Genomic DNA, 13,736 nt, shown 5'->3' on the forward strand with positions numbered 1-13,736 from the left:
TCGCGGGTCTCAGTCGGGCTTCCATCACTTCCGCGCCCCCGGCCGAGCCCAGCCGACACGCTCCGCGCGGTCGCGCCCGCGGATCACCGTCAAGATCAGCAGCCGCGGGCCGGTCAACGATGCCGGGGCAGGGTGAGCAGCTGCCCCACCTCGATCGTGTATCCGGGCAGCCGGTTGAGCCGGCGGATCTCCTCGATCACGCGGAACGGGTCCGGACCCGGGTCATACCGCGCGGCGATGGACCAGAGCGTGTCGCCCGGCCGGACGACCACGCTCGGCGCGGGCCTCGGTGGTGACGCGGCGTCGCCGGCCGACGCGGCGAGCACGGCGCCGCCGCCGACGAGCAGGAAAAGCAAGATCAACACTACCAGCCGGCCACGCCGGGTTAGCCGGACGGCCTGCCGTGAGCGGCGCGCTGGGTAGCCCATCGTCGCCATGAACATCCCCCTGGGTCAGACGGAAGCTCGATGGAACCCCGTAATCGAACGGAGGTTCGATAGAACTTACGTACGAAGGTCTACCAGACCAGCGGGACCCACGTCGAGAGAGTGGGCACGACACGTCGTACAGATGTTTGAAGTTGTCGGGTCTTCGGGATACGGTCAGTGCCACGAAAACCCACCAGAAGTGCCGACAAGGGAGAGACCCACGTGTCGAGCGAGGATCGCACCGCATCGCGGCGAGCCGCTGACCCCGGACACACGAACGGTGCGCGCGAGCAGGGGACCCGTGAGCCCGCCTCACTGGACGCCCGGCGACGCGCCGGTGGCCGGGCCGGCGCGCGCACTGTCGCGGCGGCCGGTCCGCTACGCGCGGTCACCTCTGTCTCGGCCAGCATCCCGGAAGTCGCCGCGGAGAACCTGACCGCCCGGCAACGGCGAATCATCGAGTTCATCCGCGGCTGGGTGGAGCACCACGGCTACCCGCCGAGCGTCCGGGAGATCGGTGAGGCGGTCGGCCTCGTCTCCCCGTCCAGCGTTGCCTACCAGCTCAAGGAGCTGGAGAAGAAGGGGTACCTGCGGCGCGACCCAAACCGGCCGCGCGCGGTCGACGTGCGTCCGCCGATCGAGCCCAGCGCCGAGGAGGAGGCGGCCGCCCGGGCCGCTCACCCGGCACCCGCCTACGTGCCGCTGGTCGGCCGGATCGCCGCCGGTGGCCCGATCCTGGCGGAGCAGTCGATCGAGGACGTCTTTCCGCTGCCGCGCGAGCTGGTCGGCGAGGGCACCCTGTTCCTGCTCCAGGTCAAGGGCAACTCGATGCTCGACGCCGCCATCTGCGACGGCGACTGGGTGGTCGTGCGGCAGCAGCCCGAGGCCGAGAGCGGCGAGATCGTGGCCGCCATGCTGGACGGCGAGGCGACCGTGAAGACCTACCGGCAGCGCGACGGTCACGTCTGGCTGATGCCGCACAACGACGCCTTCGAGCCGATCCCCGGCGACGACGCGACCATCCTCGGCCGGGTCGTGGCGGTGCTGCGCCGGGTCTGACCCGGCCCGCCAGTGGGCACACCGGGGCCTGCCGGCCCGCCAAGTCGGGCAGGCCGCAAGTCGTGGCCCGTCGGGGGCCTATTCCTCGCTGAGCCGCCGGAGATCGTCGAAGCCGTCGTGCTCCTCCGCGTAGCCGCCCCGGCGCGGTGGCGGCGGGGCGGCGCCATGTGAGCCGCGCCGCTCGGGACGATGGGAACGGGCGATGCCGCCGCCGGTACGGGGTGGTGGCGGCGAGGCCGCCGCCGGGGGCTCGAACCCACCGCTGGAGTACGTGCCGCCCGAGTAGGTACCACTCCCGCGATCGGCGCCACCCCCATCGCGGCCACCACGGTCGCGGCCGCCACGGTCGCGGCCACCTCCATCGCGGCCACCCCGGTCGCGCCCGGCACGATCGGCACCGGACGGGGAGCCGCCACGGTAGGTGCCACCCGACCGGTCGCCGTCGCGTGGGCCGTCACCGCCGCCGCGGTACGTGCCGCCCGACCGGTCGCCGTCGCGCGGGGCGTCACCGCCGCCGCGGTACGTGCCGCCCGACCGGTCACCGTCCCGGGGACCATCACCGCCCGCGCGGTACGTGCCACCGGCGGGCGGCGGCGCCGAGCGCCCACGCGGCGGCGGGGAGCCACCGGGCCGGCCGCCGGCCCCGGCGTTGAGGTATCCGTCCTCGGGCGCGCGCGCGGTTCCGCCGGCGCCGTAGACCGCCCCGCCCGGCCGGCCGCGATCACGCGGAGGCCGCCCGTCCCGCGCCGGCACCGACGCGGCGCCGGCGAGCACCTCCTGAGGCCTCGCCCGCCCCTCGTCGACGTCGAGTTCACCGGCCGGCGCGGCCGTCGGCTGGCGCTTGCGGAACCGCACGATGCCGACGATCCCGGCGGCCAGCATGCCCAGCCCGATGACGCCGACCACTCCTACCAGGGCAGTGACCTGGTCGAAGGAGAGGCTACTGAACCAGCTCTTGCCGCCGCTGCCGCCCGACCCGCCGGTCGAGGCCGGCTTCGCGATCGGGACCAACGTGGACGGGGTGTAGCGCAGCATCGTGGTCTGGTTGCCCGTCGAAAGGTCCTGGACGGTGAGGAAGTACTTCCCGTCGTGGCTGTAGGTGATCGCCTCGCCCTGGTCCTCGTTCTCCAGCGGGGTGATCCGCGGGGTGCCGGTGGTCAGCGCCTTGACGATGTCGCCATTGGTGACGTCCCACTCGTACGCGTCGGAGTAGGTGCGCAGCACGACCTTCTTGCCGTCCGGCGACACGGCGCCGCCGGTGACCGCGCTCGCGGTGTCCGGCCCGAGCTTGTTGGGAGTGCCGGTGCGCTGCGGTGTGAACTGGCCCACCTTTCTCAACGGCACCGTGGAAGAGCCCGGCGCCGCGGTCGGGACGTAGATGCCGGCCGCACCGGACAGCGGGTGGGTGACGAAGACCGGTGATCCGCTGCTGCCCATCAGCATCGCGTCCACGTTCCACGGGCCGTCACCGTCGGGAAACGAAAAGTGGTACAGCGTGGCCGAGTCGTCCGGGTCGACCGGAACCTTCCACAGCGCGATGGTCGGCCGGTCCGGAGTCTGCAGGTCGTCCCCGGTGTCCGCGACCCAGTAGTCCTTGCCGTCGGTGCTGAGCTGGATGTCGCGTGGATCACGCGGCCCGCTCCCGCTGTACTTGAGCGACGGGCTGATGCGCTGGCACTTGCTGTCTAGCTGGTAGACCCGCATCACCAGGCCGCTCGTGTCGGCCCTGTCCACTACGGCGTACCCGTTGGCGGTCGCGGTGAGCCCGGACAGCGAGTGCAGGTCCTCGTCCACCTTGCACACCGATTGTCCGGGTGTGGCCGTCGGCACCGGGATGCTCGCGGCCGGGCTCGGGTCCGCATAGGCAGACGTGAGCGGTAGGAGTACCAGTCCCAACACCCCGATGGCCGCCAGCGCAAAACGTCGCATCCGCACAGTCTTACAGAGCGTCGGGGTTTACGGGGATACCGGAGGTAGGCGGATCACTGAGAGTAACCAGTCACGGGGCTGACCGTGACCAGATACCGCTCGAGTTCGGCCGCCAGTACCTTGCCGACCCGTACCCGGAGCGTGGTGCCGGTGCCGCCGTGCTCGGTCTCCAGCACCTCGCCCCAGCGATGGATCCGGGCGACCAGGTCACCCCGGTCATACGGCAAGAGAACCGACATCTCGATCGCCGGACGCGGCAGCCGAGCCTCGATCGCCTCCTGCAGCTGGTCGATGCCGACGCCGGTGCGCGCCGAGACGAAAACGGCGTCCGGCCACTCCCGCTTGAGGCGGAGCAGCGACTCCTCGTCGGCCGCGTCCATCTTGTTGACGACCAGCAGTTCGGGCAGCTTGTCCGCGCCCACCTCGGCCAGCACCTCGCGGACCGCCCGGACCTGCTCCTCGGGGTCGGGGTGGGCGCCGTCGACCACGTGCACCATGAGGTCGGCCTGGCCGACCTCCTCCAGCGTGGAGCGGAACGCCTCAACCAGCTGGTGCGGCAGGTGCCGGACGAAACCCACGGTGTCGGACAGCGTGTAGACGCGCCCGTCACTGGTCTGCGCCTGCCGGGTGGTCGGGTCCAGCGTGGCGAACAGCGCGTTCTCCACCAGAACCCCGGCACCGGTCAGCCGGTTGAGCAGGCTCGACTTGCCGGCATTGGTGTACCCGGCGATGGCCACGCTCGGGATGGCGTTGCGCCGCCGGCCGGACCGCTTGGTGTCCCGCATCGTGCGCATCGCGCTGATCTGCCGCTTGAGCCGGGAGATCCGGATGCGGATACGCCGACGGTCCATCTCCAGCTTGGTCTCACCGGGGCCGCGCAGGCCGACGCCGCCACCGGCGCCGCCGCCACGGCCGCTACCACCGGTCTGCCGGGAAAGCGCCTCGCCCCAACCGCGCAGGCGGGGAAGGAAGTACTGGAGTTGGGCCAGTTCGACCTGGGCCTTGCCCTCTTTGCTCTTGGCGTGCTGGGCGAAGATGTCCAGAATCAGCGCCGTGCGGTCGATGACCTTGACCTTGGTCTCCTGCTCCAGCGCGCGCAGCTGGCCGGGCGACAGCTCGCCGTCACAGATCACCGTGTCCGCCCCGGTGGCGAGGACCACCGAGCGCACCTCGGCGACCTTCCCCCGGCCGATGAACGTGGACGCGTCGGGGCGGCCACGCCGCCGCTGGATGAGGCCCTCCAGCACCTGGGAACCGGCCGTCTCGGCGAGCGCGGCGAGCTCGACGAGCGAGTTCTCCGCGTCGGCGACGCTGCCTTCGGTCCACACCCCGACGAGCACTACCCGCTCGAGCCGGAGTTGCCGGTACTCAACCTCGGTAATATCGGATAATTCGGTCGACAGGCCGGCTACCCGCCGCAGCGAATGCCGCTCCTCGAGCTCGAAGTCTCCCGTGTTGACGTCATCGTCGGCCGACCCGTAGGCCAGATCCGCGGCGCGGCCCTGGTCAGCCGCGAGAAATTCGTCGGTGAAGAGTTCGTTAGTCATGTTGGGACAAGCGTGACACGGCCGCGCGCCGGCCGCATCAACATTCCGGGCGAGTGCGAGGAACAATACGAGCAGCGGCCCCCACACGCCGCCCGCCCGGTCCGATCCGGGGCCGGCACCGCGCCGAAAGGATCATCGTGCCCAGCAGAGCCCTGCCCAGCGCCGGCTTTTCCATCACCATCCGGGTCGCGGTCACCGCGGACGCGTCGGCCATCGGCCGCCTCACGACCTGTGTGGGCGAGGCCGGCGGCATCGTGACCGCCCTGGACGTGGTGGATTCCGACCACCTGAGGGTCATCGCCGACCTCACCTGTGATACGGCCGACGCGGGCCACGCCGAACAGGTCGTCGCCGCGCTGCGAAAGCTGGACGGGGTCGAGGTACGCAAGGTCTCCGACCGCACCTTCCTCCTCCACCTCGGCGGCAAGATCGAGGTTCACCCCAAGGTCGCCCTGCGCACCCGTGACGAACTGTCCCGCGCGTACACCCCCGGGGTGGCCCGGGTCTGCCTGGCGATCGCCGAGAACCCCGACGACGCCCGCCGCCTGACCATCAAGCGCAACACCATCGCCGTGGTGACCGACGGCTCGGCGGTGCTCGGCCTGGGCAACATCGGCCCGGCCGCGGCGCTGCCGGTGATGGAGGGCAAGGCCGCCCTGTTCAAGCGGTTCGGCGGGGTGGACGCCTGGCCCGTGGTGCTCGACACCCAGGACACCGAAGAGATCATCCGAATCGTGACGGCGATCGCACCGGCCTACGGCGGGATCAACCTGGAGGACATCGCCGCGCCGCGCTGCTTCGAGATCGAGGCCCGGCTGCGCGAGAAGCTGGACATCCCGGTCTTCCACGACGACCAGCACGGGACCGCCATCGTGGTGCTGGCCGCGCTGACCAACGCGCTGCGCGTGGTGGGCAAGGATCTCGCCAAGGTACGGGTGGTCGTCTCGGGCGCGGGAGCCGCCGGTACGGCGATCATCAAGCTGCTGCTGCGCCAGGGCGTCGGCGACGTCATCGCGTACGACCGGGCCGGCGCGCTGCACCGGGGCATGACCGGCCTGGGGCCGGCCTGGCAGTGGCTGGCGGACAACACCAACGCCGACAACTACTCCGGCGACCTACCGGGTGCGGTCAACGGCGCCGACGTCTTCATCGGGGTCAGCGCGCCGAACCTGCTCACCGGCGACGACGTCGCCACCATGGCCAAGGACGCGATCGTCTTCGCGCTGGCCAACCCCGACCCCGAGGTGGACCCCCGGGAGGCCAGGGAGCATGCGGCGATCGTGGCCACCGGCCGCTCCGACCAGCCGAACCAGATCAACAACGTGCTCGCCTTCCCCGGCGTGTTCCGGGGCATGCTGGACGCCCAGGCCCGGCAGTTCACCGAGGAGATGGCGCTGGCGGCGGCGCGGGCCATCGCCGACACGATCGGCCAGGAGAAGATCAACGCCTCGGTGATCATCCCCAGCGTCTTCGACTCCCGGGTCGCCCCCGCCGTAGCGGCGGCGATCAGGCAGGTCGCCAAGGGGCCGCAGGCAGATCCGGACGCTCCCGACCCGGCCGAGACCGACGAGTGAGCGAGCCGCGCTAGACGAGCACGTCCCCGGTGGCCACGATCAGCGCCGGACCGGTCAACACGCAACGGTCCCGATCGATGGCGATGGTGAGCCGGCCACCGGGGAGATCCACCGCGACCGTGCCGGTGTCCAGCCCGGCCGTACCGAGCGCGACGGCGGCCACGGCACAGGCACCCGTACCGCAGGAGAGCGTCTCGGCGGAGCCGCGCTCATATACCCGCATGCGTACGTGCAGGTCGGCCCCTGCCACCGGCTCGGCACCGGCGATGAACTCGACATTGGCCGACTCCGGGAACACCGTGGCGTCCAGGATCGGCGGCTCGGACAGGTCCACCGTGGACACGTCGTCGACCGGGCAGACCAGGTGCGGGTTGCCGACGTCCGCCGTGGTGCCCGGGTACTCGCGCTCGCCCAGCCGGGCCGCCGAGGCGCCGCCCACCACCGGCCGGGTCATCTCGGCGCTGACCTCGTTGGCCGCCACGTCCACGGTGACCAGGCCGGCCCGGGTCGCGATCGGGAACCGGGTGGCGTGGACCAGCCCGTAGGAGGTCAGGTACCGGGCGAAGACGCGCACCCCGTTGCCGCACATCTCGGCCACCGAGCCGTCGGCGTTGTGGTAGTCCATGAACCACTCGGCGTCCCCGGCGTACCGGGCCGCATCCGGGTGCTTCGCCGAGCGCACCACCCGCAGCACCCCGTCCGCGCCGATGCCGAAGTGCCTGGCGCACAGCGTCGAGACCAGTTGCGGGGTCAGCTCGATCCCACCGTCGGGGTCGGGCAGCACCACGAAGTCGTTGCCGGTGCCGTGGCCCTTAGCGAAGTACATGGCACCATTGTTCCTCGCCCGCCGGGCGGACGCCCGCCAAGGTCGCCTGGATCGCCAAGCGGGTGCCGGGCCGCCGACCAGGCCCCGGAGAGTGCCCACGGGGATCCCCCGGCGGGTACACCCCGGAACTGCTGTCAGGCCCGCACCCAGGAGGCCACCAGGTAGCCGACCCCGTACGGCGCCGCGTCATACAGCAGTTCGGCGCGCCAGTCCGCACCGGCCGCCGCCCCGGCCAGTGCCTGCCACGCCGGCCGGCCGGCCGCCGTCAGCTCGGTCGCCAGCGCCGGGTCCAGGGCCAGCAGCCCATCGAGGTCCGCCGCGGCCAACGCCTTGGCGGTCATCCCGTCGAGGACCGTGGCACGGGGGTCGGCGTACCCCGACGGCGGCTCGGCCCGCCAGGCCGACCCGTCCCCCATCACGAGCAGCGCCACCCGCGGGAGCCAGGGCGCGCACCGGTCCCGGCCGAAGGCCGCGCAGCCCGCGGGCGGCTCGTCGGCGGCCACGCTGGCCATCCCCACCGCGACCGTGCCGCCCACCGTCGCCGTGCCCGCCACCGTCGCCGTCACACTCACCGTCGCCGTTCCGGCCACCGTCGCGTCGGCCGAGCCGGCGGGAGGGGCCGACGTCAGGTCGGCGCGCCGGGACAGCAGCCACGCCCCCACGGTCAGGCTGAGCGGGAGGCTCGGGTGGCCGCGCCGGCCCGGTACCACCTCCAGCGGAACCCCCCAGGGCGCGAGCGTGCCGTACTCGTCGGGCGCGCGCCAGGCGGTCTTCGCGCCGGTACCCAAGATCAAGATCCCGTCGGGGCCGGCGGTCAACAACCGGTCGACGGCCGCGTCACAAATCGCTCGAAGATCATCAAGCTCCGCGGCCGCGCCCCCGGCGACCTCCGGGATGAGTATCGGCGGGCACGGGCAGACCGCGGCTGCGACGAGTGGCACGGATCAACCGTAACCGGACGCAGAAATCGCTCCCATAGACCCGCCAGGACACCGTATGGTCACGGTCGTCGCCAGTGGCTCGACGGGGACGGGGGCGGACCTGTGAGAATGCCGGGGAGAAAGTCACTGCGCTGTGGCGGCGCCACCGGGGACGCCCGGAGGGCACCGGGAGAACGAGGTTGGGCATGAGCGAGCGAAGCGGAGGGCTCGGCGCGACGGGGCACTGTCCCGGCGGTACGCGCGGATCTGCCGAGAGCAGGGCGGCGATCGCATGAGCGACTGGACCGCCTTCGGCCGGATCGACGATGAAGGCACAGTCTATGTGAAGACCGCCGACGGTGAGCGTGTTGTCGGTTCCTGGCAGGCCGGCAGTCCCGAGGAGGGGTTGGCGCACTTCGCGCGCCGCTTCGACGGCGTGGTCACCGAGGTCAACCTGATCGAGACCCGTCTCGGCACCGGTGCGGGCGACGCCCAGCACGCCCTCGCCAGGATCAAGGAGCTGCGCGGCGAGCTGGACGAACCGCACGTGGTCGGCGACATCGACGCACTGCGGGAGCGTCTCGACAAGCTGACCGCGGCGGCCGATGCGAAGGTCGGTGAGGTGCATGCCGCCCGTAGCGCCGCCCGGGCCGAAGCGGTCGCACACAAGACCGCGCTGGTCGCCGAGGCCGAGCAGATAGCGGCCGACTCGACCAGCTGGAAGTCGGCCGGCGACCGGCTCAAGGAGATCCTCGACGAGTGGAAGACCATTCGGGGGGTCGACCGGAAGAGTGACGGAGAGTTGTGGAAGCGCTACGCAACGGCCCGGGACACCTTCACCCGGCGTCGTGGCGCGCACTTCGCCACCCTCGACGGGGCCCGCAAGCAGGCCCAGTCCCGCAAGGAGGAGCTGGTCACCGAGGCCGAGTCACTGTCCAGCTCCACTGAGTGGGCACCCACCGCCAACCGGCTCAAGGAGCTGATGAGCGAGTGGAAGGCCGCACCCCGCGCGTCGAAGGAGGTCGAGCAGCGCCTGTGGGAACGGTTCAGGGCCGCTCAGGACGCGTTCTTCGCGCGGCGTAGCGAGGTCTTCTCGGCCCGTGACGCCGAGCAGAAGGCCAGCCTGGACCGCCGGCACGAGTTGCTGGCCCAGGCCGAGGCGCTCGACGTCGACACGGATCCCAAGGCCGCGCAGGCCAAGCTCCGGGAGATCCAGGGCCAGTGGCACGACGCCGGGCGAGTGTCCCGGGACGCCGCAGCCGGGCTGGACCGGCGGCTGCGCGCGGTCGAGGACAAGGTGCGGGGCGCCATGGACATCGCGTGGCGGCGCACCTCGCCGGCCGACAACCCGCTGCTGGTTCAGATGCGGGAGCAGGTCGCCGAGGCCGAGGCGAGGTTGGCCCGCGCCAAGACGGCCGGCGACGCGAAGCGCATCCGGGAGGCCGAGCAGGCCCTCTCCGCTAAGCGCCAGTTCCTGGAGCTGGCAGAGCACACCAACTGAAACACCACATAGAGATCGGGGCGTTCACCGTTACGGTGGGCGCCTCGGTCATTTACAGCCGCACTCCGCCGGCGAGTGGCCCGGAGCGCCGTGCGCGGCCAGGCTCGCCGAGCCAGACCGGTCGGTCGGGTTCGCCGGTGCCGGCGCGCCGAGGGTGGGCATGCCCAGGGAGACCCCAGGGGTACGCGGCGTCCGACCGGCCTGGTGGGCGTCGCCCGCCCGGGTACGGCGATGCGAGACCAGCTCACCGTCCGCGTTGAGGTGGTGCGGCGCGGCGTAGGTGATCGTCGCCTCGACGATGTCGCCCGGTCGGATCGCATCCTGGTCCTTGGCGTTGAAGTGCACCAGGCGCCCGTCCCGCGCCCGGCCGGACATCCGGCCGGTGGCCCCGTCCTTGCGCCCCTCGCCGACGGCGACGAGCACCTCGACGGTGCGGCCCACGAACTTCTTGTTCTCCGCCCAGGTGATGTCCTCCAGCGTGGCGACCAGCCGGTCGTACCGGTCCTGGACGATCTCCTTGGGCAGTTGGCCGTCCATGATCGCCGCGGGGGTACCGGGCCGCTTGGAGTACTGGAAGGTGAACGCGCTGGCGAACCGGGCCTCCCGGACCACGTGCAGCGTCTGCTCGAAGTCCTCCTCGGTCTCGCCGGGGAAGCCCACGATGATGTCGGTGGTGATCGCGGCGTCCGGCATCGCGGCGCGCACCTTGTCGATGATCCCGAGGTACCGATCCTGCCGGTAGCTGCGCCGCATCGCCCGCAGCACCGCGTCCGAGCCCGACTGCAGCGGCATGTGCAGCTGATGGCACACGTTGGGCGTCTCGGCCATGGCGGCGATCACGTCGTCGGTGAAGTCCTTGGGGTGCGGGCTGGTGAACCGGACCCGCTCCAGACCGTCGATCCCGCCGCAGGCGCGCAGCAGCTTGCCGAACGCGTACCGGTCGCCGAACTCGACGCCGTAGGAGTTGACGTTCTGGCCCAGCAGCGTGATCTCGAGGACCCCCTCGGCGACCAGCGCCTCGATCTCGGCCAGGATCTCGCCCGGCCGGCGGTCGCGCTCCCGGCCCCGCAGCGACGGGACTATGCAGAACGTGCAGGTGTTGTTGCAGCCCACCGAGATCGAGACCCAGCCCGCGTAGTTGGACTCGCGCCGGGTGGGCAGCGTCGACGGGAAGACCTCGAGGGATTCGAGGATTTCGACCTCGGCCTGCTCATTGTGCCGGGCGCGGTCGAGCAGCGCGGGCAGTGATCCGATGTTGTGGGTACCGAAGACCACGTCGACCCAGGGCGCCTTGGTGACGATGTCGCCCCGGTCCTTCTGCGCCAGGCAGCCCCCGACCGCGATCTGCATGCCCGGGTGGTTCAGCTTGGTGGGGCGCAGGTGGCCGAGGTTGCCGTACAGCCGGTTGTCGGCGTTCTCCCTGACCGCGCAGGTGTTGAAGACGACGACGTCCGGTGTGTCGGCTTCGTCGGCTCGGACATATCCGGCAGTCTCCAGCAGACCGGAGATGCGCTCCGAGTCGTGCGTGTTCATCTGGCAGCCGTACGTCACGACCTTGAAACTTCTTGGCACCTCTCGGCCCCTTCTCGTCGACCACCCAGAGTAGCTGGAGAGGTGCTCGCCTCCGCCACACCCCGGCTCCGGCTGCGCCCCTCGAACGTAGCTGGAGAGGTGCTCGCCTCCGCCACACCCCGGCTCCGGCTGCGCCCCTCAAACGTAGCTGGAGAGGTGCTCGCCTCCGCCACACCCCGGCTCCGGCTGCGCCCCTCAAACGTAGGCGTCCGCGCGAGGGGCGGAGTCCGGGGCGAGTGCGTCAGGACCGGCGGGCCCTCCCCGGCTCAGCGGGCGATCTCGGTGACCCTCGATTCGCGCACGACCGTGACCCGGATCTGGCCGGGGTAGGTCAGCTCCTCTTCGATCTGCTTGGCCACGTCCCGGGCCAGCACCGCGGCGCCGATGTCGTCCACGTCGTCCGGCTTGACCATTACCCGGATCTCCCGGCCGGCCTGCATGGCGAAGACCTTCTCCACTCCCTGCTTGCCGCCGGCGATCTCCTCGATCCGCTCCAGCCGCTTGACGTACGCCTCCAGGCTCTCCCGCCGAGCCCCCGGCCGGCCGCCGGAGCAGGCGTCCGACGCCTGGGTGAGGACGGCCTCGATGGTCTGCGGCGGTACCTCGTTGTGGTGCGCCTCGATCGCGTGCACCACCTCCTCGGCCTCGCCGTACTTGCGGGCCAGGTCGGCGCCGATCAGCGCGTGGCTGCCCTCGACCTCGTGGGTCAGCGCCTTCCCGATGTCGTGCAGGAACGCGCACCGCTTGATCAACGGGGCGTCCAGCCGCAGCTCGGCCGCCATGATTCCGGAGATGTGAGCGGTCTCTACAAGGTGCTTGAGCACGTTCTGCCCGTAGCTGGTGCGGTAGCGGAGGCGGCCCAACAGCGCGATCAGTTCGGGATGCAGATCGGTGATGCCGACCTCGACCAGAGCGTCCTCGGCCGCCCGCAGGCACAGCCGCTCCACCTCGTGCTTGGCGAGGTCGAAGACCTCCTCGATGCGGTGCGGATGGATTCGCCCGTCGAGTACCAGCTTCTCCAGGGTCAGCCGGCCGATCTCCCTGCGTACCGGATCAAAGCAGGACAGCAGCACCGCCTCGGGCGTGTCATCGATGATCAGGTTGACCCCGGTGACCGACTCGAAGGCACGGATGTTGCGGCCCTCGCGGCCGATGATGCGGCCCTTCATCTCGTCGGTCGGCAGGTGCAGGACGCTGACCACGCTCTCCGCGGTCTGCTCGCTGGCCACCCGCTGGATGGCGTCCACCACGATGTGCCGGGCCCGCTGGTCGGCGGTGTTGCGCGCGTCGCTCTCGATGTCCCGGACCAGCAGCGCGGCCTCGCGCTTGGCCTGCGTCTCGATCCCCTCGATGAGCTCGGACTTGGCCATGTCGGCGGTCAGCCCGGCCACCCGTTCCAGCTCGCGGTGGCGGTCCTCCTCCAGCTGGGTGATCGCGTTCTCCCTGCCCAGCAGGCCGGTCTCCCGCTCGGTCAGGTCCAGCTCGGAGGCGGCGATCCGGCGGTCCCGCTCGGCGAGGCGCTCGGCCTCCTCGGCGAGCAGCCGCTCGCGCTCGTCGAGCCGCTGCTGCCGGCGCTCGGCATCGGCGGACTGCTCCCGGGCCGTCGCGGTGAGCATGGCGATCTCCCGTTCGCCGGTGCGCCGGGCCGTCACCCGGGCCTGCTCGGCGTCCTGCTCGGCCTGCCGGTGAGCGCGCTCCAGGATGGTGTCGGCCTCGGTGTGCGCGGCGGCGAGCACCCGCTTGGCCTCCGCGCGGGCCGCGTTCGCCTCGGCCTTGGCCGCGGCCAGCTCGGTACGCGCGGTGGTGGCCTTGGCCCGCGCCTCCTCCGCCACGGTGCTGGCCTCGTCGGCGGCGTCGCGCAGCGCGGCCAGAGACTGTTCCTGCCGGTCCCGCTCGGCGACGAACCCCTCGTCGTCGGCCAGCTGCGCCGCGCCCGACTGCTCGGTACGCAGCGGACGCACGACCCGGAGGGTCGCGACGAGGCCCACGGCGACGAGGGCGACGAGTATGACGACCACGCCCACGAGAACCACGACGAGGGCTGTCACGGCCGCCTCCCTTCCCGCCGCGCCGGGCTAGGGAAGCCAGAGCGCGTTGCCCGGTCGAGGAGACGTCCGATGCGCGGGTGCGGTCAACGGTGCCGTACGGCGATGGTGCCGTAAAGCGGGTACGCCAAGTCGTCGCGCATTGACCGTGCGTCGACGAAAGGTGGTGCATGCCGCGTAACCGCGACAAAATGATGTCGTACTGTTATGCGATCTATGTTGTGCGGTTAGCCGCGATGGTCGGACGTTCTCCTCTGGTAACCCGAGGCTAGGTGTCCGATACCGGTTCGGTCAAGAACACCTGATCGGACAGCAGCCGGTACAGACTGCTACGC

Annotated in this window: 10 protein-coding genes; 3 read left to right on the plus strand and 7 right to left on the minus strand. The window is 71.3% G+C overall.

Annotated elements, in window-relative coordinates; genetic code table 11:
• Positions 1 to 113: 113 nt before the first annotated feature.
• Complete coding sequence (locus tag ABEA87_RS08405; RefSeq protein ID WP_345627634.1) at positions 114 to 365, minus strand: LysM peptidoglycan-binding domain-containing protein; 252 nt, start codon at positions 363 to 365, stop codon at positions 114 to 116.
• Positions 366 to 650: 285 nt separating this feature from the next.
• On the opposite strand from ABEA87_RS08405, the gene lexA reads away from it, so the two are divergent.
• Positions 651 to 1,487 carry a transcriptional repressor LexA gene (gene lexA, locus ABEA87_RS08410; protein ID WP_425570798.1) on the plus strand — a complete coding sequence of 279 codons (837 nt, stop codon included), beginning with the start codon at positions 651 to 653 and terminating at the stop codon, positions 1,485 to 1,487.
• Between the two features lie 78 nt (positions 1,488 to 1,565).
• Here the strand turns inward: lexA and ABEA87_RS08415 are convergent, their stop codons facing one another.
• Together ABEA87_RS08415 and hflX are read right to left on the minus strand one after the other, a co-directional pair.
• A complete protein-coding gene (locus tag ABEA87_RS08415) occupies positions 1,566 to 3,416 on the minus strand; it encodes a hypothetical protein (protein ID WP_345627636.1) in 1,851 nt (616 codons plus the stop codon).
• Positions 3,417 to 3,469: 53 nt separating this feature from the next.
• Positions 3,470 to 4,963 carry a GTPase HflX gene (hflX, locus tag ABEA87_RS08420; RefSeq protein WP_345627638.1) on the minus strand — a complete coding sequence of 498 codons (1,494 nt, stop codon included), beginning with the start codon at positions 4,961 to 4,963 and terminating at the stop codon, positions 3,470 to 3,472.
• A 137-nt stretch (positions 4,964 to 5,100) separates the two neighbouring features.
• Between hflX and ABEA87_RS08425 the strand changes: the two genes are divergently transcribed.
• A complete protein-coding gene (locus ABEA87_RS08425) occupies positions 5,101 to 6,537 on the plus strand; it encodes an NAD-dependent malic enzyme (RefSeq protein WP_345627640.1) in 1,437 nt (478 codons plus the stop codon).
• Between the two features lie 10 nt (positions 6,538 to 6,547).
• Here the strand turns inward: ABEA87_RS08425 and dapF are convergent, their stop codons facing one another.
• Positions 6,548 to 7,363: a diaminopimelate epimerase gene (dapF, locus tag ABEA87_RS08430; RefSeq protein WP_345627642.1), complete on the minus strand. Its 816-nt coding sequence runs from the start codon at positions 7,361 to 7,363 to the stop codon at positions 6,548 to 6,550.
• A gap of 134 nt (positions 7,364 to 7,497) precedes the next feature.
• Positions 7,498 to 8,304 (minus strand): class III extradiol ring-cleavage dioxygenase family protein, encoded by an 807-nt coding sequence (locus ABEA87_RS08435; RefSeq protein WP_345627644.1) that lies wholly within the window; start codon positions 8,302 to 8,304, stop codon positions 7,498 to 7,500.
• Positions 8,305 to 8,575: 271 nt separating this feature from the next.
• Between ABEA87_RS08435 and ABEA87_RS08440 the strand changes: the two genes are divergently transcribed.
• Complete coding sequence (locus ABEA87_RS08440) at positions 8,576 to 9,784, plus strand: DUF349 domain-containing protein (RefSeq protein ID WP_345627645.1); 1,209 nt, start codon at positions 8,576 to 8,578, stop codon at positions 9,782 to 9,784.
• 48 nt (positions 9,785 to 9,832) lie between these two features.
• Here the strand turns inward: ABEA87_RS08440 and miaB are convergent, their stop codons facing one another.
• On the minus strand, positions 9,833 to 11,356 hold the full coding sequence (gene miaB / locus ABEA87_RS08445) for a tRNA (N6-isopentenyl adenosine(37)-C2)-methylthiotransferase MiaB (RefSeq protein WP_345627647.1): 1,524 nt from the start codon (positions 11,354 to 11,356) through the stop codon (positions 9,833 to 9,835).
• A gap of 266 nt (positions 11,357 to 11,622) precedes the next feature.
• Positions 11,623 to 13,404, minus strand: a complete 1,782-nt coding sequence (rny, locus tag ABEA87_RS08450) for a ribonuclease Y (RefSeq protein ID WP_345627648.1) — start codon at positions 13,402 to 13,404, stop codon at positions 11,623 to 11,625.
• Positions 13,405 to 13,736 lie beyond the last annotated feature (332 nt).

The organism is Rugosimonospora acidiphila, from assembly GCF_039543385.1.
Classification (GTDB): Bacteria; Actinomycetota; Actinomycetes; order Mycobacteriales; family Micromonosporaceae; genus Rugosimonospora; species Rugosimonospora acidiphila.